The following is a 17,328-nucleotide window of genomic DNA, read 5'->3' as shown; positions in this document are numbered from 1 at the left end:
GCACTTAGGCACTGGACGGCGAAAGGGCAACGATAATGGGCGAAGAGAAGCCGCGACCGGCCTATGAATTCGTCGACATGAAGACCAAGGGGGAGGGCGCCGTGCAGACCGCCTTTGCCAACCAGGTCGCCTATTGTGAGCATGCCGGAGCGCATATCACCGCACGGGTGGTGGGCGCGATTGCCGATGTGCTGCGGTCCGATGCGAGCAATGCGCTGCTCGAGCGCATCCGCAGCTGGCAAGGCGCGCCGCTCGCCGATGCGCTCTCTCTGCGGGTCGCGGGCGGGATCCATTCGCTGCACCTGGCGGGCACCGCACCCGCGCTAGCGCCGATCTATCGCGGCGATCCGGCGGACGATGCAGCGATCATCGGCGCCGTCATGCAGGAGCACGAGGAAGCGCTCATGCCATGGCTAGACGGCCCGCCGCAGACCAACGAGGCGGGCCGTTCGGCCAATTTCATCGCCGCGATGCTGTGGCTGGCGGAGAAGGGCCTTCCGCCGCGCTTCGAGTGTCTCGAGATCGGCTCCAGCGCGGGAATCAACCTGATGCTCGACCGCTATCGCTACGACCTCGGCGGGGTGGTGGTAGGGCCAGAGGACGGCGTGATGCATTTCGCGCCCGACTGGAAGGGTGCGCCGCCGCCCGATCGCGCCATCGGGATCGCCGGCACCAGGGGCTGCGATGTCGCCCCGGTCGATCTGACCGATCCGGCGCAGGCCCTGCGGCTCAAGGCCTATATCTGGCCCGAACACACCGTCCGCTTCGAGCGGATGGAGGCGGCGATTGAGGCTGCGCGCCAACGCGAGCCCGATCTCGTGGAAATGAACGCGGCCGATTTCGTCGAGGCCGAACTGGCAAGGCCGCAGGCGAGCGGCACGACGCGGATGCTGATGCACTCGATCGTGTGGCAATATGTGCCAGAGGACCAGCAGGACCGCGTCCGTGCCGCCATGGAGTCGGCAGGGGCGAAGGCAACGGTGGACACGCCGCTCGCATGGGTCTCGGTCGAGGCCGACCGGACGGTGCACCGGCATATGCTCAAGGTGCGATACTCGCCCGGCGGCGACGAAGAGGTCCAGCTGACGTGGTCGCACCCGCATGGTGCGGATATCGAATGGGTGGCCGGTTAGGACGTTCTCTCCAGAAACTCCTCGATCGCCGCGTTGACCCGGTCCGGTGCCTGCCAGGTCAGGAAATGGCCGCAGTCCGGTATCGTCACCAGCGTCAGGTCCTCGACGAACTCGTCCAGCCCCTCGATATTGCCGGGCGAGAGGGCATGGTCGTCGAGCGCCCAGACCACCAGCGTCGGGATCGTCAGCACGGGCACTTTGGGCAACCTCGCGTCGGGCGGGATTTCCAGCGGCGCCTCGGCCGGCGGGACGGCCATCGGAGTGGCGCGGTACCAGGTGATCATGGCCAGCGCCGCTTCACCATCGGACCAGTCGGCGAGGATCCGCTCGCGCTCCTCGGGATCGTCCTCGGGCAGGGCGCCGGTGCCATTGCCGGTCCCGCCGACCAGCGCCAGCAAACCTTTCTCGCGGATTTCCTCGTCGCGCGAGGTGTCGCGATAGACGCGCATATATTGCCCCGCCGCGCGCTGCTCGGCATCGGTCCATAGCAGGCGGGCATAGATCACCGGATGCGCGGCGTTGCACAGGATCGCACGCTCGACGCGCGAACCTTGCCCTCTCATCGCTACCGCCCACGCCAGCGCGCCGCCCCAGTCGTGCCCGACGATGGTGAAACGCGCGACCCCGAGCGCGTCGGCCAGCAGGAACACATCGCCGACCAGTTCGGCCGGTTTGTATTTTTCGACCCCTTCAGGCTTGGACGAGCCGCGATAGCCGCGCTGGTCGGGCGCGATGCAGCGGAAGCGGTCACGGAAATGCGCGATCTGGTGCCGCCAGGTGCGGTGGCTTTCCGGGAAACCGTGCAGGAAAACCAGCACCGGCCCATCGCGTGGGCCCGTATCCACCACATCCAGCTCGATCCCGTTGGCGAGGGTGACCCGCACCTGGTCCATGTGCGTCAGCCGTCCGCTTCCATCTTGTCCATGTAGCCGGCGGCAACCATCGCCGCGACCTGGTCCAGCAGCGCCTCGGGCGTGCGGCGCATTTCGCCCATGGCTTTCTCGGCCCCTTCGGCAACGATGATCTCGCGCTCGCCTGCGGCCATGGCATCGAGCATGGTCCTGGCCGCGTCATCGGGCGCAATGCCGTTGTCGATCACACGGTCGCTACGCCCCCGCTTGCTGCCGTCGGCGTTCAGCGCATTGCGGCTGACATTCGTCGCGATAGAGCCGGGATAGATCGCGTGCACCTGGACCCCGTCGATCGAAAGCTCGGCCCGCAGCGCGTCGGCATAGCCGGCGAGGCCGAACTTCGCAGCCGAGTAAGCCGTGCGCATCGGCACCCCGACCTTGCCGGCGATGGAGCTGATGAAGGCCAGGTGGCCCGTCCCGCGCCCGGTCATATGCGGTAGCAACGCCTGGGTCGCGGCGATCTGCGACACCAGGTCGATATCGATGATCTCGCGATAGACCTGCATCGCGGTTTTCGTCGCGCGGCTGCGCTGCGAGACGCCCGCGTTGGCGACGAAGCCGTCGATGCCTCCTGAGTCCTTGGCTGACCATTCGACCGCCTTGTCGGTTGCCGCCAGCATGGCGGCCTCGTCACGCACATCGAAAGGCAGCGTCAGTGTTTCCGTCGCAATCCCCCCGGCCACTTCGGCCAGCCGCGCCTCGTCGCGCCCCGACAGGATGACCCGCGCCCCGCGTGCGCCCAGCTCCCTGGCCAGCGCTGCGCCGATGCCGCTCGATGCGCCGGTGATCCACCAACATTTTTCCTCGTAGCTCATGTCCTCTCCCTGTCCTTTCATGGGTCGCTGACCGTTTTTGGCTGGCCGGGGATGGGGATATACTCCTCCTCGTCCCCTGGCACTTTGGGGAAGCGGCCCTTGTTCCAGTCGTCCTTGGCCTGCTCGATCCGGTCCTTGCTCGAACTGACGAAATTCCACCACACGTGCCGCCTGGTGGCAAAGGCCTCGCCGCCGAGCAGCATCACGCGCCCGCCGTGCTCGGACAGGAGTGTCATCGACTTGTCGGGTGCCAACACGGTCAGCTCATAGAGTCCGAGCGGCTGGCCATCCACGCTCGCTTCGCCGCCGACCAGCATCACCGCGCGCTCGTCCGCCTCCGCCTCAATCGGCAGCGCGCCGCTGGGGGCGAGGACGATTTCGGCATAGATGGTGTCGGCATAGGTGGTGGTCGCAGCCCGTTGGCCCCAAAGCTGGCCCATGATCACGGTGGCCTTGGCGCACTGGTCCTCGACGACTGGCAGGTCCTTGACCGCTTCGAACGCCGGATCGATTTCCTCCCGCCCGTCGGGCAGGGCCAGCCAGGTCTGCATCCCGTAGAGTCGCGGCCCGGCATCGCGCTCGGCCTGCGGGCTGCGCTCCGAATGGACGATGCCGCGCCCTGCGGTCATCAGGTTCACTTGCCCCGGGCGAATGGTCGAGAAGCTGCCGATGCTGTCACGGTGGTCGATGGCGCCTTCAAACAGCCAGGTCACAGTGGCGAGGTTGATGTGCGGGTGCGGCCGCACATCCATCGCGCTGCCAATGTCGAGCTGCGCCGGGCCGAACTGGTCGACGAAAATGAAGGGTCCCACCATCGTTCGCCCCCTGCTGGGCAAGGCGCGGCGGACCTGGAACTGGCCGAGGTCGTGGGTGACAGGGGTAATGGTCTGTTCGATCATGGCCGGGGGTCCACTTCAATCAGGTCTGCGAGCTCACGGGGGTAAATATACTCGTGCCAGCTGGCGAGTTCAGATCGGGTGAACCAGCGATGCTCCTGCATCACCCGCTGTTCCAGCGCGGTGTGACCATCGGTCGAGATTTTCACATTGCTGACCCGCACGCGAAAGAACCTCTCGTCCCCGCGAACGGCTTCCCCTTCGGGCGTGATGAACTCGGGGTTCTGCTGAGCGACTTGCAGGCCCGGATCGGCGTCTATGCCGGTTTCTTCCCGCAATTCGCGCCTTGCCGCGTCCTCGAAACTTTCGTGTGGGTCGCATTCGCCGCCGACAGTCGCCCAGAAGGGCGGGCGATCTTCGAGCACGAAGCGGAACAGCAGCACCCGGTCCTCCGGATCGAGCAAGATAATCCGCGCAGCACGCCTGATGCGCTTCGGGGTGCCGGACTCGCTCATTCGCACCTGCTTTCTTCGGGCGCGCTCGCCTTGATCGCCACGGCGTGCACCCGCTGGCCGACGATATCGCCGAGAGTCGCAATCACCCGCCGCTGGCGCTGGAGGCGGGATACCCCGGTGAATGCCTCGCTTTCGATCACGACAGTGAAATGCGATTCGCCTGAACCGTCATCGCCCGCGTGGCCGTGGTGGCTGGCACTGTCGTTGATCACGTCCAGCCTTGTCGGGGCGAAGGCTGCTTGCAGCAGCATTTCCATCTCGGCCTGTACACTCACGGCGTTTGTCCTCTTCAAATACGCGGCCAGCGTCACCATCCTAGGGCGCTATGCCTGCCGACCGGTTCCATGGACGATACGAAGCCCGAGGGCGAGTCTGCGAACACCCGACTTGCGCCGAGCCGGGCGAATTCCGGGCGCCGGGCGGGTCCGGGAATTCGTTCGACGGCCCCGGCCAGTGGCGCTGGTTCTGTCTCGACCATGTGCGCGAGTTCAACAGCGGCTACGACTGGTTCGAGGGCATGAGCGCCGACGAGATCCTGGACGCGCAGTCGCCGGCTGCCGGGTGGCAGACCGAGAGCCGCACGTTCCGACCCACTGCCGGGATCGACGGCATGCCGCGCTGGGCGGACTTCGACGATCCGCTCGATGCCATCGCCGCGCGCGCCAGCGGCATCAAGAGCCGTGCCCGGCGAGAGGCGGAGATGGCAGCCGACGGGCGCTTCAGCCGCGAGGAGGCGCAGGCGCTTGACACCATGGGACTCGGCCTCGATGTCGACCGCCGCCGCCTGCGCCAACGCTATTCCGAACTCGTCCGCCGTTACCACCCCGACCGCAACGGGGGTGATCGCAAGCACGAAAGCCGCCTCAACCGCGTGGTCGAGGCCTACCAGTTGCTGCGCAAGTCGCGCGCCATCGCCTGATCAGGCTGCTTCGGCCAGCGCCTTGAGCTGGTCGGCACAGGCACCCCATCCTTCCGTGAAACCCATCTCGTCGTGCTGCTTGCACGCCTCTTCGGTCCAGTGCCGGGCGCGGGCGGTGTAGCGGGTCCCGCTGACGCCGTTCTCTTCCGCCGGTTCGACTTCCCAGATGCCGATCATGAAGGGGCCGCTCGGCTCGAGATCGCCGACCAGCGCATCGGTGAAGGCAAAGCGCTTGCCTTCGTCCCACGCGACGACCGTGCCGGGGTTGGGCTGAACCTCGCTATCGGGGCCGTACATGACGCAGTCGGACGCCCCGCCGGCGCGGCGTTCGAGCCTGGGGAATTCCGCCCGCCACGGGGCGGGGCAAAACCATTCCTCGATGCGGTTGGCCATCACGTCCCACACCTTGTCGGTCGGGGCGGCGATGAAGCGGGTGAGGGAAAGCTCGTGCATTTCAATCTCCTGCCACAGCCGCCTCGATGGCGGCGTGGTCGATTTTCACCATCTGCTGCATCGCGGCGAAGACCCTGCCACGAACTCCCGGATCGTCGTGACCCAGCGCATCCATGAGCACGCGCGGGACGATCTGCCAGCGCACGCCCCAGCGGTCATAGCACCAGCTGCAAGCCATCTCGCCGCCGCCATCGGCGGTGAGCGCGGCCCAGTAGCGATCGGTCTGCTCCTGCGTATCGGTGAAGACCTGGAAGCTGACCGCGTCGGTGAAGCCGTTCTCTGCCTTGCCATTAAGCCCCATGAATGGCTGGCCGAGCAGGGTAAAATTCACTGTCAGCACATCGCCCGCCTTGCCGCCCGGATAGTCGGTCGGCGCGGTATCGACCCGCTCGATCTGGCTGTCGGGAAACAGACCGCAGTACAGCTGCGCCGCCTCATGCGCGCTGCGCTGGAACCACAGGCAGGTGGCGATCTTGGTTTCAGCCATTGTCCGTCTCCTCAGCTGCGCGGGCCGACGAGCCCGAATGATGCACCCTGCGGATCGAGCGCCACGAGCGAGTAGTCACCGCCGGGGATTTCGATCGGTTCCTGGAGGACGGTACCTCCGGAAGCGGCCAGCTTGGCGGCAGCGGCATCGATGTCGGGGATGCGAAAATAGAACGACCACGCAGAGACGGGCATCTCGGGCATCTTGGGCATGACCGCGCCGATGCCGTAGTCGTCCTGGCGCAGGAATTCATAGGCCCCCAACGGCCCCATTTCCATTTCGCCGTCCTTCACCCAGCCGAAGAGCTTGCCGTAGAAGGCTTTGGCGCCTTCGGGATCGGCACTCGCGAGCTCGTTCCAGGCGCAATGCCCCGTCTGCGGCGCATATTTCGAGAAGGCACTGCCGGACTGGCCCGAGCGGTCGTCGATGACATAGAACATCGCGCCTTGCGGATCGGCAACCATCGCAAATGGACCGACACCGGGCACTTCGCCGCCTTCCATCGTGACACTGCCGCCGCCCGCGCGGATGCCGGCAAGGGCCTGCGGAACATCGTCGACGCGGATGTAGCCGAGCCAGGCAGGCCGGGCACCGCCGCCGGTCATCTCGTCAGTCAATTGCAGGACGCCGCCGATCTGCGCGTCTCCTGCCTTGAAAGTTCGGTAGTCCATCCCGCCGGGGTCGCCCTTGTCGAAACTCCAGCCGATCAGGGGGCCGTAAAAGGCCTGTGCCGCGTCGGCATCCGGGGTCATCAATTCGTACCAGATGAAGTCGCCATGCTTCTCGGTCATTTGCCCTCTCCCATTTCCACGACCGGCGAGAACCCGCCGTAGATCAGCCGCATGCCGTCGAACGGCATGGGGTTCTTTTGCTGGTCCATGCGATCGTCCTTGAAATCGTCCGACATCATCCGCGCCATTGCCGCATCGCGCGTCGCCTTGTCAGGCCATTCGATCCAACTGAAGAGGACTTCTTCGTCCTCCTCCGCCTTGACCGCCATGCGGAAATCGGTGGTCTTACCCACGGGCACATCATCGCCCCAACATTCGACCACACGGGTCGCGCCAAGGTCGATGAACACGCTGTCGCCGAGCTTTGCGTGCTCGATGAACTTTTCCCTGTTAGCCTTGGGGCAGGCGATCACGAAACCGTCGACATACATGTTGTCTCTCCTCTCGATCCGACTCGGTCCTTGTCTTTTGTGGCCCTCGAAGTTACTAAAGGCAACAATGAAGTTACAAAAAGAAACCAAAGGGCACGGCAAGTGGTACGGCGATGCTTGCGGCACCGCATTCGCTATGGAGCTGGTGGGCGAGCGCTGGTCGTTGCTCGTCGTAAGGGAACTGATGCTCGGGCCGAGGCGATTTTCCGACCTGCGCGCCAGCCTGCCCGGCGTTTCAGCCAAGGTGCTGACCGAACGGCTTGGCTCGCTGGAGGAGGGCAGGGTGCTCGTCCGCAAGCAATTGCCGCCGCCAACGAAGGTGCAGGTCTATGAACTCACCGAATGGGGCTACGCTGCGGAACCGCTGATCCAGGAGGCCGGGCGCTGGGCGGCGCAATCGAGCGCGCACGATCCGACCTTGCCGCTTTCTCCGGTGTCGCTGATGCTGTCGATGCGCACCATGGTCGACCACGCCCGCATCGAGGAATTCGCCGGCAAGCGGATCGGCTTCGTCGTCGGGGAGGACAGCTTCGTCATCGAGCCGGGCGAAGGCCGGTTGCCGATCAGGCGCGGCGATGTCGCCGGTGCCAACGCGGTGTTCCATGCACCCGTTGCGGCCGTACTGGCGGGCGGCATCTATGCGGGTGTGCCGTGGGACGAGCTCGAGCGCGAGGCGGGCCTGCGGATCGAAGGCGACCGCGAGCTGGCGCTGCGATACGTTACGCTCTTCAGCCTGCCGCCACCGCTCGCCTAGCCCTGCTTGAAAGCCCAGCGCAGGGTCTTGCCCATGCCCCAGGTCGCGGCGCGGGCAGGGAAGGCTGCCAGGCCCGGCCGTTCGAGCCCCAGCATCGAGCGGGCGAACGAGGGCAGCAGAGCCACGGCTTCGGCACCGAGCACGGATTGGACCGCAGCCGGGGTGCCCTCGGTGCGCTGGTTCAGCACGAGTTGCGCCACCTCCCGTGCTTCCGGGCGCGGCCGCAGGTCGCTGCGCAATTCGCGAAAGATCGCCTCGGCTTCGTTGCGGTCAAGCGGGACCGGGTCTGCCCCCAGCGCGCGGGCGATTACCGAGAACTGGCGATAGTATTCGTCCTGCTCGTGCCCCGGCATATCGGGCCGGACGTGGCGCAAATAGGCGGCAAGGAAGCTCTGCGCCTCGGCCACATGCACCCAGGCCAGCGTACGCGGATCGGTCGCGACATAGGGCCGGCCGTCGGGCAAGGTGCCCGTCACATGCGCATGGATGCGGTTGACCCGCTCGATCGCCTTCATCGCCTCGTCGCGGTGGCCGAAGGTGGTGACGGCGATGAAGCGGGCGGTGCGCCGCAGGCGACCATGCATGTCCTCACGGAAGTTGGAATGGTCGAGCACGCCTTGCAGCGCCTGCGGATGGAGCATTTGCAGCAGCAGGCTGCGGATGCCGCCGACCATCATCCCCACTACATCGGCATGGACCCGGCGGATCGGCGAATCCTTCTCGAACAGCGCCTCGTCGCTGATGGGCACCGGTTGCTGCCCTGCCTCGACATCGTTGAAGACTGCGCGTACCCGCCCGACGAGTTGCTGGCGCAGAAATTCGCTGGGAGACGGGGGCGGCATTGGTCCTAACTAGGGCGTGGGGGTGGGAAAGCAAATCTCGCCTTTCGTCCCGCTTGCTCCGGCGCGCGCGCGCGTCTAGGCCTCGGCCCGAGATGAACGACATGACCGACAAGAGCTTCGAACCCTCCGCCAAGACTGCATTGGCCGCGCCAGACACCACTGTCGATGTGCGCACGACCTTCGGCATCGATATCGACTGGCAGGTCCCCGCTTTCAGCAAGGGCGACGAACGCGTGCCCGATCTTGACGCAAACTACGTGTTCGATCCGGACACCACGCTGGCGATCCTCGCCGGCTTTGCCCACAACCGCCGCGTGATGGTGCAGGGATATCACGGCACCGGCAAGTCGACTCACATCGAACAGGTCGCCGCGCGGCTCAACTGGCCGTGCATCCGCATCAACCTCGACGCGCACATCAGCCGTATCGACCTGATCGGTCGCGATGCGATCGTGCTGCGCGACGGGTTGCAGGTGACCGAGTTCCGCGAGGGCCTGCTCCCGTGGGCGCTGCAGCATCCCGTGGCGCTGGTGTTCGACGAATACGATGCGGGCCGCCCGGACGTGATGTTCGTGATCCAGCGCGTGCTGGAAACGGAGGGCAAGCTGACGCTGCTCGACCAGAACCGGGTTATCAGGCCCGATCCCAACTTCCGCCTGTTCGCCACCGCCAACACCGTTGGCCTCGGCGATACAAGCGGCCTGTATCACGGCACGCAGCAGATCAACCAGGGCCAGATGGACCGCTGGAACATCGTCGTCGGGCTGAACTACCTGCCGGCCGAGACCGAACAGGCGATCGTTTCGGCCAAGAACCCGGAAACCGATCCCAAGACCGTGGCCGACATGATCAAGGTCGCCGATCTGACCCGCCAGGGCTTTATCAACGGCGACATCAGCACGGTGATGAGCCCGCGCACCGTCATCACCTGGGCGCAGAACGCGGCGATCTTCAAGGACGTCGGCTTCGCCTTCCGCCTCAGCTTCCTCAACAAATGCGACGAGGCGGAGCGGATGCTGGTGGCCGAATACTACCAGCGCGTCTTCGGTGTGGACCTGCCCGAAAGCATCGTCGGCAAGGGTTGACCTCGCGACTGCCGCCTTCGTTCAACGAAGGGCAAGACGCGTCACATTACCTCTCGCCATTGCTGTATTAATGGGATAACACAGTAGGACGATGGGTATTTCCTGGTTCGGAGGATCGAAACGCCGAAGGCTTGCCTCGTTGCGGCCGCAAGGCGCTTATGCCGGCTATTTCGCCCGTGATGGCGAACCCATGGCAGGCCGGTCCGGCGCAGCCGACGATGCGGGCCTCGACTTTTCCGGATGGGACGAGCGCCTCGACAGGTTCGACGATGCCGTCGCGCTGGAAGAGCGCAAACGCCAGCGGTGGTGGCAACCCGCCTATTGGCGCGATCGCCGCAAGCGGTGGTGGATCGGGCGGGGGGTTCTTGCCTTCCTCCTAGCCTTTGTTCTCGTCGTCGGCTTCCTCGCGGTAACCACGCCGCTGAGCAAGTCGCTGGAACCGGTGGTTCCCCCGCAACTGACGATCCTCGCCGCCGACGGCACCCCGATCGCGCGCAACGGGGCAATCATCGATGACCCCGTCACCGTCGAGAAGCTGCCGCCCCATGTGGTCGAGGCATTCCTGGCGATTGAGGACCGGCGTTTCTACAACCACTGGGGCGTCGATCCGCGCGGGATTGCCCGCGCAGCCGTAACAGGGGTCGGCGGCGGCAGCACCATCACCCAGCAGCTCGCCAAGTTCACCTTCCTGACGCCGGAACGCAGCATTACCCGCAAGTTGCGCGAAATGCTGATCGCCTTCTGGCTGGAAACCTGGCTGACCAAGGACCAGATTCTCGAACGGTATCTCTCCAACGCCTATTTCGGCGACAATGCCTACGGCCTGCGCGCGGCCAGCATGCACTATTTCTATCGCCAGCCCGAACGGTTGACGACCGCACAGGCGGCGATGCTGGCCGGACTGGTGCAGGCCCCGTCGGCCCTCCGTCCCACCAAGCACTATGCCCGTGCCGAAAAAAGGATGCGCCTGGTGCTCGGCGCGATGGTCGCGGCCGGTTACCTGACCGATGCAGAAGCGCGGCTTCCTGCGCCGCGGCTCGATGTCCGCACCCGCAGCGACCTGCCGACCGGGACCTATTTCGCCGACTGGGCCCTGCCCATTCTGCGCAACGGGAGCGAGCGCGGCTACGAAGCGCAAACCGTCACCACGACGCTCGACGCCCGGCTGCAGGGCTTGGCCACGCGGATCGTCCGCAATGCCGGGCTGGGCGGGGCGCAGGCGGCGCTGGTGGTGATGCGTCCCAACGGCGAAGTCGTCGCCATGGTCGGCGGCAAGGATTATGCGAAAAGCCCCTTCAACCGAGCGACGCAGGCGAAGCGGCAGCCGGGGTCGACCTTCAAGACCTTCGTCTGGCTCGCAGCGCTGAAACAGGGCATGGAACCGGGCGACCTGGTCGACAACACCGAGATCACGCAGGGAAGTTATCGGCCGCGCAATGCCGGGGGGCGCTATTCCCCGACCCTGACCCTTGAGCAGGCGTTCGCCCGGTCCAGCAATGTCGCGGCGATCCGGCTGTACCAGTCGGTCGGCGACGAAGCGGTGATCGCGACGGCGCGCGAACTCGGCATAACCGCATCGCTAACGCCCGGCGATCCGAGCGTCGCATTGGGTACGGCTACAACCACGTTGCTGGAACTGACGGCAGCCTATGCCGGTATCGCCGGCAACGCCTTTCCGGTGAAGCCGACCCCCTTGCCTGTCGCACGGCAGGGTTGGTGGGAATGGATGTGGGACGGCGCCGAAAGCTATCCCGGCCGGGTCGAGAAGGATATGCAGCAGATGCTGCGCGCGGCCATCAATGGCGGTACCGGCCGTGCGGCGATGCTGCCGATCGCCAATTTCGGCAAGACCGGCACCAGCCAGGATAACCGCGATGCGCTGTTCGTCGGCTGGGCCGGCGATCTGGTGGTCGGCGTCTGGATCGGCAATGACGACAACACGCCGCTCCGCGGGATTTACGGCGGCGGCCTGCCGGCGCGCATGTGGCGCGATTTCATGCTGCAAGCCACTGGCCGCGTTCCCGCCGCGACGAAGCCCCGGGCCGATCCGTCCGGACCGGTGGAGCCGATGGACCTGCCGGACCCAGAGGATTTCCAACTGCCCGAGGGCCTGCGCATCGAGGAAGACGGGGTGACAGTGGGAACGGAGGTCGGCGGAGTACCGATCGATGTCAGGCTGGGACCGGACGGCCTCGGTATCCAGCCCGGCCAGCGCGAGCCCGAACCCGAGCCCCAGCGCGAGCCCGAACCGCGGCGCTAGTCGGCGGTCGTTTCGGCGAGCAGCACGTTCATCACTGCCGTCGCGCGCGGGCGGTCGCGCTCGTCCTGCCAGCATTCCACCTCGATATTGGCATTGCGGCGGCCGAGCTTGGTTATGCGTGCCTTGGCGAACAGGGGCGCGGCCTTGGCAGGGGCGAGGAACTGCACCGTGATGTTGATCGGTTTAAGCCGCGCCTCGCGCTCCGCCTGCCGAAGGGCAAGACGAAGAGCCGCGTAACCGGCGGTTTCGAGCAGTCCGCTAATGGCCCCGCCGTGATAAACGCCGGGCCGCCCCTCGATCATCTCCTCGCCGCCCGCGCGCAAGACCGGCACGCCATCCTCCATGGCATCGACGCGGATACCGAGCGAGCGGGCATAGGGCGTCAGCTCCCAGGTTTCATTTCCCATCGCGCGAAACCCCCGGCAGCGACATGAAGACGCCAGCCATATGCGCCACCGGGTCATCTGCATCGCCATCATGCGCTATGCCGCGAACGAAGGCGGCCGACCTTGTCAGCCGATAGCATTCGACGCGGCCGACAACGTTTTCGCGTTCGCGCGCAGGACGCTGGTAGTCGACCCGCAGGTCGAGCGTGGCCACCGCCTGGAAGGTTTTCATGCGGGTCCAGATGGCAAGACCGCTGGCCATGTCGAGCAGGCTGATAATCGGCCCCGAGGCAAGCACCGGGCGGTCGCTTTCGCCGACCAAATCCTCGCGCCAGGGAAGCTCGAGCTCGGCCCAGTCATCGCCGTGACCACGAAATTGCAGGCCGAGCCAGCCCGAATGGCCGTGGCCCAGCACGAACTTGGCGGCGCGCGCAGGGTCGAAAACGAAACTCATCGCAGGGCCTTGGCGCATCCGCAGGACGGAGACAATCCCCCTGGATTCCGTGCCAGGTTCAGGCGAGATACGCCCAAGCAACCACGACCACTATCGCCAGCACGAGCGCTGCAAGGCCAAGGTGCAGCGCACCCGTCACACGCTCCATGTCGCGCGGCCGACGGTGCAGCTGGCGGTCGGGCAGAAGATCGGCAAGCGAGCCGATAAAGTCCCACATCGGCTACAACCCTCCTCCTGCCAGAGCATCTATCGCACCCTGCAGGAACACCGCCGCGGCATGGCTGTCGATGCGCTCCGCACGCTTGGCGCGGCTGATGTCCTGCCCGATCATCGCCGCCTCGGCGCTCTGGGTCGACCATCGTTCGTCCCACAGGAGTACCGGCAGCGAAAAAGCTTCGGCAAGATTGCGGGCATAGGCGCGGCTCGCCTGGGCTCGCGGTCCCTCGCTACCGTCCATGTTGCGTGGCAGGCCCAGGACGAGGCCCCTGATCGCCCGTGCGTGGATGATTTCCTCCAGCGTCGTGCGATCCTTGCCGAACCGGCCGCGGGCAATCGTCTTGCCGGGGGTGGCAAAGCGCCAGCCGGCATCGGCGGTGGCGGTGCCGATGGTCTTCGTGCCCAGGTCGAGCGCCAGCAGGGCACCGCCGTCGGGTAAGGCGTCACCGAACGCCAGAGCGCTGTCCGTGATCAGGCCGGGATTCGCCACGCTTCTACCCGGCGCGTCGCGTCCAGCTGGAGGTTACGCCAGAATAACGGGATGTCGTAGACATGGTAATTGTTGCCGGGAAGCACATAGGGGCCCAGTTCCGGCGCCTCGCCGATCAGCAACAGCCCGCGGTCGTCGCAGCGGGCAGGGACGGAACCCGTTACCAACTCTCCTCCGGCGAGGTCGGCATCGGGCACCAGTGTGCCGAGATTGGCGTCGGCACCGGCACTGCCGCCGATCCCGCCGGTCAGCGGATTGGTGCACAGGAAATTGCTGTTGCCGCGCGGCTTTCCGTCAAAACCGATCGAGGCGGCATAGGTGTCGAGCAGTTGCCCGGGATCGGCCGGTTCGGCATAGCTCGACCAGCTCATGATGCAGCCTGCCTGACCGGCCGTGGCACAGGCTGGCAAAGGTAGTTCGGGCAGGTCCCGTTCGAGCGAGATGGGCCAGCCAACCGCATAGACGACGGCAATGCGGGACTGGATCGGCTGGCCCGCGACCTGCTCGCGCAGCAACCGCAGCAGGTGCAGAGAGCCCTGGCTGTGGCCCGCGAGCACAATCGGCACATCCTCGCCGACACTGTCGCGAAACACGGCAAAGGCCTGCGCCACGTCGGCATAGGCCGCGTCGAGCGCGCGCTGCGCCTGTGGCGCGTCGGTCAGGAAGGCGCCGATCGTTGCCTGGCGATAGCGCGGCGCCCAGATCTCGCTGGCCTGGTTGAACGGGCTGGCAAGGCCGCGCACGAACAGGCGGGCGCGGTCGTTGGCTTCGGCGCTGTCGAGCGGGGCATTCCAGCTGGCGCGGTCCATGTAGCTGGTCGGATGGACGAAGAACACCGCGAAGGGCGGGGGCTTCTGGTTGGCCGGGCTGGGCAGCAGGGCCCTCTCGCCCTCGAACGACGGTTGCCACCGTGCGGGGTCCGCTGTGCCCATGCCCGGCCGCGATATCCACATCTTGGGGTCCTGGTAGGCATTCGCGGCGAGGGGATCCTGTTCCACGAAGTCCCCGCTCGGTACGAAGGCAAACTTGGTCAGTTCGCGGCTCCAGATACTGAGAGCGAAACCGGCGCCGATTACGATCACGGCGATAAAAACAATGAAATAGAGAAACTTACGCGCCATTATGAGGATCCAGTGTGATGCCCGCCTTCGCCAGCTTTCGGTGTAGTGCGGCTTCCTGCAGCTCCGCGTTGCGTTCCGACCGCCGCTCCAGCGCAACCTTGATCATGGCGAGCAGCGGATCGGCCAGGAACAGCCCGAGGATGCCGAACAGCAGCCCCATGATCAACTGCGCAGCCAGCACCACGGCGGGCGCAAGGTCGACGGTCTTCTTCGCGATCATCGGCACGATCACGTAACCGTCGAAATTCTGTACGAAGAAATAGACGAACAGCGTGTAGAGCCCCATATCGGTCCCGCCTGAGAAACCGACGGTAACCATCAGGATTCCCGATACAATTGCCCCGATGTTGGGCACGAAGGCGAGCAAGCCGGTGAGAATGGCCAGAAGCGTCGCCATGGGTACGGTGCCGAGGCCGAGAAGCTGTGCGCCGACAGTCAGCATGACGTAGGTCATGACACCTTCGATGACCATGCCGACGAGCCGCCCGGCCATGAGGCGACGAAGGGTCCAAGCCATGCGGACGATGGTTTCCCGCAGGTCTTCGCGCCGGTGGGCAGGCGCCATCCATTCGACGCCGCGCTCGTACAGCCGGGGCTCGAGCGCGACGTAGAGGCCGATGATCACGATCAGCACGACCGAGGTCACCCCGCCGGCAATGCCTGTCAGCACGCGGGTGACCGTCCCCACACCGCTGAGCAGCTGGCCGACAATCGACTGGATGTCCGTCGCCTCCACGGCGAAGCCGTTGGCCTCGGCCCATTCGAACACGAGCTGCGCCTGTCCCTGCACGATGGCAGGCAGGGCTGCCGCCTGTTGCGCGATCTGATCGCCGGCGAAACCGCCCAGCCAGACGAAAAATCCGGTAACCGCGGCCAGCACAATGAAGATGCGGATGGTCCGATCGAGCGGCAGGACCCGGCCGAGAAGGCGCGCGCCCCCGTCGATCATGGCGGCGAACACGAGCCCGCCGAAAATCACCAGCAGGGATTGCGAGATATAGACCGACAGCACCGCCAGGCCGATGACCGAGACCCAGATGGCGGCCTTGTAGGCTTCCAGTCTCAGGACCGGGCTGTCGATGTACGACGGACTGGCGCCTAGCTGCGAAAGTGCCCCGTCATCGCTTTCAGGCGGCGCTGATCCCCGTTCGCTCATTCCGCCGTAACGGTATCGGGAGCCGGCGGTTCCTCTTGCGGCTCGATGCGCTCCGCCTTGGCCGGACGCAGCGAACGCCAGGCGCGCCCGTCGCGCAGCGCTCCCCACCAGCTGAAGGGGTTCCAGTTCGCCGTACCGTCGAGCGAGAAGGTAGTGAATTCAGCCCGGCCACCGATATTGGCGAGCGGTACCGCATCGCCAAGACCGCCACCGACAGGCATGACTGGCGCACGGCTATCGGCCGAGTGGTCGCGATTGTCGCCCATCACGAACACGGAATCCGCCGGAACCTTGTAGGGCCCGTAGTTGTCGAGCATGGTATCCGGCGAGGAATCGATGACGAGATAGCTCACCCCGTTGGGCAGCGTCTCGCGGTACACTGGCACGCGGCAGACCATCTTGCCGTCCGGCCTGGTCACGATTTCGAAGTCGGTTTCGTTGCACGGGTTGTTGAGGTCAATGGGCAGGTCGAAGGTAGGTTCGACCTTTTGCGGTACGCGTTTCCCGTTGAGGATGATCTGGCCGTTGCGGACCTCGATGGTGTCGCCCGGCAGCGCCACCACGCGCTTGATGTAATCTTCGCTCCGGACCGGATGGACCGGGATCACGATGTCGCCATATTCCGGCGTGCTGCCGAAAACCCGCCAGTCGCCGCGCGGGAGGAGGTGGAAGCTCACCGACGACCAGTTGAAGCCGTAGGGGTACTTGCTCACCACCAGCCGGTCGCCGACCAGGAGGTTGGGCATCATGGACTGCGAGGGGATATAGAACGGCTTGGCCACGAAGCTGTGAAAGGCGAGCACCGCCAGCAGCATCAGCGCCAGGCTGCGCAGTTCCGCCAGCCAGTTGATTTTCTCTTCTGCGGTCTCGGAGGAAGTTTTGTCGGTCACACTGGCCTGCAGGGTTTCTGGGGGTTGGGGTGTCATATCCTGTGCGCCTCGATGATGACGAAGGCCTGCGCCCATGGATGATCGTCGGTGAGGGTCAGATGAATGCTCGCCTCATGGCCATCGGGCGTCAGTTCCGCAAGCCGAATCGCCGCGCCGCCCGTCAAGGCCAAAGTCGGCGCGCCCGACCGGGCATTGATCACGCCGATGTCCTTCATGAACACGCCCCGCCGGAAACCGGTGCCGACGGCCTTGCTGAAGGCCTCTTTGGCGGCGAAGCGCTTGGCATAGGTGCCGGCGATGGTGAATGGCCGTCTGCGGGCCTTGGCGATCTCGATCTCGGTGAAAACCCGCTGCTCGAAGCGTTCGCCGAACCGCTCCAGCGAATTGGCGATGCGTTCGATATTGCAGAGGTCGGAGCCGAGGCCGATGATCATCTCGCGCCG

At 65.6% G+C, this 17,328-nt stretch carries 23 protein-coding genes; 5 read left to right on the top strand and 18 right to left on the bottom strand.

Going from position 1 to position 17,328, the window contains the following annotated elements:
* The first annotated feature begins 35 nt into the window (after positions 1–35).
* Positions 36–1,133, top strand: a complete 1,098-nt coding sequence (locus WAB17_RS00890; protein WP_435418163.1) for a DUF2332 domain-containing protein — start codon at positions 36–38, stop codon at positions 1,131–1,133.
* Here the strand turns inward: WAB17_RS00890 and WAB17_RS00885 are convergent.
* The 5 genes from WAB17_RS00885 to WAB17_RS00865 are packed head-to-tail and all read right to left on the bottom strand — an operon-like array spanning position 1,130 to position 4,467.
* Positions 1,130–2,026, bottom strand: a complete 897-nt coding sequence (locus tag WAB17_RS00885) for an alpha/beta fold hydrolase (protein ID WP_435418162.1) — start codon at positions 2,024–2,026, stop codon at positions 1,130–1,132. The two genes, WAB17_RS00890 and WAB17_RS00885, sit on opposite strands and share 4 nt — an antisense overlap.
* Positions 2,027–2,031: 5 nt before the next feature.
* On the bottom strand, positions 2,032–2,859 hold the full coding sequence (locus WAB17_RS00880) for an SDR family NAD(P)-dependent oxidoreductase (protein WP_435418161.1): 828 nt from the start codon (positions 2,857–2,859) through the stop codon (positions 2,032–2,034).
* A gap of 17 nt (positions 2,860–2,876) precedes the next feature.
* Positions 2,877–3,758, bottom strand: coding sequence for a pirin family protein (locus tag WAB17_RS00875; RefSeq protein WP_435418160.1), 882 nt, complete (start codon positions 3,756–3,758; stop codon positions 2,877–2,879).
* Positions 3,755–4,210, bottom strand: coding sequence for an NUDIX hydrolase (locus WAB17_RS00870; RefSeq protein WP_435418159.1), 456 nt, complete (start codon positions 4,208–4,210; stop codon positions 3,755–3,757). Before WAB17_RS00870 ends, WAB17_RS00875 begins: the two co-directional genes overlap by 4 nt.
* Complete coding sequence (locus WAB17_RS00865; RefSeq protein ID WP_435419406.1) at positions 4,207–4,467, bottom strand: BolA family protein; 261 nt, start codon at positions 4,465–4,467, stop codon at positions 4,207–4,209. Before WAB17_RS00865 ends, WAB17_RS00870 begins: the two co-directional genes overlap by 4 nt.
* Positions 4,468–4,535: 68 nt before the next feature.
* Here WAB17_RS00865 and WAB17_RS00860 point away from each other — a divergent pair, with 68 nt between their 5' ends.
* The gene (locus WAB17_RS00860; protein WP_435418158.1) at positions 4,536–5,129 is read left to right on the top strand and encodes a J domain-containing protein; all 594 of its coding nucleotides are present in this window, start codon (positions 4,536–4,538) and stop codon (positions 5,127–5,129) included.
* On the opposite strand, the gene WAB17_RS00855 is transcribed toward WAB17_RS00860, so the two are convergent.
* From WAB17_RS00855 to WAB17_RS00840, 4 genes are read right to left on the bottom strand one after another with little or no spacing between them, the layout of a single operon-like run.
* Positions 5,130–5,582, bottom strand: a complete 453-nt coding sequence (locus WAB17_RS00855; RefSeq protein WP_435418157.1) for an SRPBCC domain-containing protein — start codon at positions 5,580–5,582, stop codon at positions 5,130–5,132.
* A 1-nt stretch (position 5,583) separates the two neighbouring features.
* Positions 5,584–6,069: a VOC family protein gene (locus tag WAB17_RS00850; RefSeq protein ID WP_435418156.1), complete on the bottom strand. Its 486-nt coding sequence runs from the start codon at positions 6,067–6,069 to the stop codon at positions 5,584–5,586.
* Positions 6,070–6,080: 11 nt separating this feature from the next.
* Positions 6,081–6,860 carry a VOC family protein gene (locus WAB17_RS00845; protein WP_435418155.1) on the bottom strand — a complete coding sequence of 260 codons (780 nt, stop codon included), beginning with the start codon at positions 6,858–6,860 and terminating at the stop codon, positions 6,081–6,083.
* Positions 6,857–7,231, bottom strand: coding sequence for a DUF1428 domain-containing protein (locus WAB17_RS00840; RefSeq protein ID WP_435418154.1), 375 nt, complete (start codon positions 7,229–7,231; stop codon positions 6,857–6,859). Before WAB17_RS00840 ends, WAB17_RS00845 begins: the two co-directional genes overlap by 4 nt.
* Positions 7,232–7,298: 67 nt before the next feature.
* On the opposite strand from WAB17_RS00840, the gene WAB17_RS00835 reads away from it, so the two are divergent.
* Positions 7,299–7,985 (top strand): winged helix-turn-helix transcriptional regulator, encoded by a 687-nt coding sequence (locus WAB17_RS00835; protein ID WP_435418153.1) that lies wholly within the window; start codon positions 7,299–7,301, stop codon positions 7,983–7,985.
* Here WAB17_RS00835 and WAB17_RS00830 read toward each other — a convergent pair.
* The gene (locus WAB17_RS00830) at positions 7,982–8,827 is read right to left on the bottom strand and encodes an oxygenase MpaB family protein (RefSeq protein ID WP_435418152.1); all 846 of its coding nucleotides are present in this window, start codon (positions 8,825–8,827) and stop codon (positions 7,982–7,984) included. The genes WAB17_RS00835 and WAB17_RS00830 overlap by 4 nt on opposite strands.
* Before the next feature lie 92 nt (positions 8,828–8,919).
* Here WAB17_RS00830 and cobS point away from each other — a divergent pair, with 92 nt between their 5' ends.
* Both cobS and WAB17_RS00820 read left to right on the top strand, forming a co-directional pair.
* Entirely contained in the window at positions 8,920–9,912 is a 993-nt protein-coding gene (gene cobS / locus WAB17_RS00825) for a cobaltochelatase subunit CobS (RefSeq protein WP_435418151.1), read from the top strand.
* Between the two features lie 91 nt (positions 9,913–10,003).
* A complete protein-coding gene (locus tag WAB17_RS00820) occupies positions 10,004–12,172 on the top strand; it encodes a transglycosylase domain-containing protein (protein ID WP_435418150.1) in 2,169 nt (722 codons plus the stop codon).
* On the opposite strand, the gene WAB17_RS00815 is transcribed toward WAB17_RS00820, so the two are convergent.
* The 8 genes from WAB17_RS00815 to acpS are packed head-to-tail and all read right to left on the bottom strand — an operon-like array spanning position 12,169 to position 17,319.
* Positions 12,169–12,579 (bottom strand): PaaI family thioesterase, encoded by a 411-nt coding sequence (locus WAB17_RS00815; protein WP_435418149.1) that lies wholly within the window; start codon positions 12,577–12,579, stop codon positions 12,169–12,171. The genes WAB17_RS00820 and WAB17_RS00815 overlap by 4 nt on opposite strands.
* A complete protein-coding gene (locus WAB17_RS00810) occupies positions 12,569–13,012 on the bottom strand; it encodes a PaaI family thioesterase (RefSeq protein WP_435418148.1) in 444 nt (147 codons plus the stop codon). The genes WAB17_RS00815 and WAB17_RS00810 overlap by 11 nt, the downstream gene beginning before the upstream one ends.
* 58 nt (positions 13,013–13,070) lie before the next feature.
* A complete protein-coding gene (locus WAB17_RS00805; RefSeq protein WP_435418147.1) occupies positions 13,071–13,229 on the bottom strand; it encodes a hypothetical protein in 159 nt (52 codons plus the stop codon).
* 3 nt (positions 13,230–13,232) lie between these two features.
* Positions 13,233–13,718: a Holliday junction resolvase RuvX gene (gene ruvX, locus WAB17_RS00800; RefSeq protein ID WP_435418146.1), complete on the bottom strand. Its 486-nt coding sequence runs from the start codon at positions 13,716–13,718 to the stop codon at positions 13,233–13,235.
* Complete coding sequence (locus WAB17_RS00795; RefSeq protein WP_435418145.1) at positions 13,700–14,839, bottom strand: DUF3089 domain-containing protein; 1,140 nt, start codon at positions 14,837–14,839, stop codon at positions 13,700–13,702. The genes ruvX and WAB17_RS00795 overlap by 19 nt, the downstream gene beginning before the upstream one ends.
* Positions 14,829–15,995 (bottom strand): AI-2E family transporter, encoded by a 1,167-nt coding sequence (locus WAB17_RS00790; protein WP_435418144.1) that lies wholly within the window; start codon positions 15,993–15,995, stop codon positions 14,829–14,831. The genes WAB17_RS00795 and WAB17_RS00790 overlap by 11 nt, the downstream gene beginning before the upstream one ends.
* Positions 15,992–16,921, bottom strand: a complete 930-nt coding sequence (gene lepB, locus WAB17_RS00785; RefSeq protein ID WP_435418143.1) for a signal peptidase I — start codon at positions 16,919–16,921, stop codon at positions 15,992–15,994. Before lepB ends, WAB17_RS00790 begins: the two co-directional genes overlap by 4 nt.
* Complete coding sequence (acpS, locus tag WAB17_RS00780; protein ID WP_435418142.1) at positions 16,918–17,319, bottom strand: holo-ACP synthase; 402 nt, start codon at positions 17,317–17,319, stop codon at positions 16,918–16,920. Before acpS ends, lepB begins: the two co-directional genes overlap by 4 nt.
* Positions 17,320–17,328: the final 9 nt, after the last annotated feature.

The sequence above is a fragment of the Parerythrobacter aurantius genome (assembly GCF_045291475.1).
In the GTDB taxonomy this organism is placed as follows: Bacteria; Pseudomonadota; Alphaproteobacteria; order Sphingomonadales; family Sphingomonadaceae; genus Parerythrobacter; species Parerythrobacter aurantius.
The sequence above is the reverse complement of the archived record's forward strand: the minus strand, read 5'-3'. Positions and strand labels throughout refer to the sequence as shown.

Bases quoted from the DNA above. Each gene is read 5' to 3' on its own strand.
- WAB17_RS00890 (WP_435418163.1), top strand. From the start codon at position 36: ATGGGCGAAGAGAAGCCGCGACCGGCCTATGAATTCGTCGACATGAAG.
- WAB17_RS00885 (WP_435418162.1), bottom strand. From the start codon at position 2,026: ATGGACCAGGTGCGGGTCACCCTCGCCAACGGGATCGAGCTGGATGTG.
- WAB17_RS00880 (WP_435418161.1), bottom strand. From the start codon at position 2,859: ATGAGCTACGAGGAAAAATGTTGGTGGATCACCGGCGCATCGAGCGGC.
- WAB17_RS00875 (WP_435418160.1), bottom strand. From the start codon at position 3,758: ATGATCGAACAGACCATTACCCCTGTCACCCACGACCTCGGCCAGTTC.
- WAB17_RS00870 (WP_435418159.1), bottom strand. From the start codon at position 4,210: ATGAGCGAGTCCGGCACCCCGAAGCGCATCAGGCGTGCTGCGCGGATT.
- WAB17_RS00865 (WP_435419406.1), bottom strand. From the start codon at position 4,467: ATGGAAATGCTGCTGCAAGCAGCCTTCGCCCCGACAAGGCTGGACGTG.
- WAB17_RS00860 (WP_435418158.1), top strand. From the start codon at position 4,536: ATGCCTGCCGACCGGTTCCATGGACGATACGAAGCCCGAGGGCGAGTC.
- WAB17_RS00855 (WP_435418157.1), bottom strand. From the start codon at position 5,582: ATGCACGAGCTTTCCCTCACCCGCTTCATCGCCGCCCCGACCGACAAG.
- WAB17_RS00850 (WP_435418156.1), bottom strand. From the start codon at position 6,069: ATGGCTGAAACCAAGATCGCCACCTGCCTGTGGTTCCAGCGCAGCGCG.
- WAB17_RS00845 (WP_435418155.1), bottom strand. From the start codon at position 6,860: ATGACCGAGAAGCATGGCGACTTCATCTGGTACGAATTGATGACCCCG.
- WAB17_RS00840 (WP_435418154.1), bottom strand. From the start codon at position 7,231: ATGTATGTCGACGGTTTCGTGATCGCCTGCCCCAAGGCTAACAGGGAA.
- WAB17_RS00835 (WP_435418153.1), top strand. From the start codon at position 7,299: ATGAAGTTACAAAAAGAAACCAAAGGGCACGGCAAGTGGTACGGCGAT.
- WAB17_RS00830 (WP_435418152.1), bottom strand. From the start codon at position 8,827: ATGCCGCCCCCGTCTCCCAGCGAATTTCTGCGCCAGCAACTCGTCGGG.
- cobS (WP_435418151.1), top strand. From the start codon at position 8,920: ATGAACGACATGACCGACAAGAGCTTCGAACCCTCCGCCAAGACTGCA.
- WAB17_RS00820 (WP_435418150.1), top strand. From the start codon at position 10,004: ATGGGTATTTCCTGGTTCGGAGGATCGAAACGCCGAAGGCTTGCCTCG.
- WAB17_RS00815 (WP_435418149.1), bottom strand. From the start codon at position 12,579: ATGGGAAATGAAACCTGGGAGCTGACGCCCTATGCCCGCTCGCTCGGT.
- WAB17_RS00810 (WP_435418148.1), bottom strand. From the start codon at position 13,012: ATGAGTTTCGTTTTCGACCCTGCGCGCGCCGCCAAGTTCGTGCTGGGC.
- WAB17_RS00805 (WP_435418147.1), bottom strand. From the start codon at position 13,229: ATGTGGGACTTTATCGGCTCGCTTGCCGATCTTCTGCCCGACCGCCAG.
- WAB17_RS00795 (WP_435418145.1), bottom strand. From the start codon at position 14,839: ATGGCGCGTAAGTTTCTCTATTTCATTGTTTTTATCGCCGTGATCGTA.
- WAB17_RS00790 (WP_435418144.1), bottom strand. From the start codon at position 15,995: ATGAGCGAACGGGGATCAGCGCCGCCTGAAAGCGATGACGGGGCACTT.
- lepB (WP_435418143.1), bottom strand. From the start codon at position 16,921: ATGACACCCCAACCCCCAGAAACCCTGCAGGCCAGTGTGACCGACAAA.
- acpS (WP_435418142.1), bottom strand. From the start codon at position 17,319: ATGATCATCGGCCTCGGCTCCGACCTCTGCAATATCGAACGCATCGCC.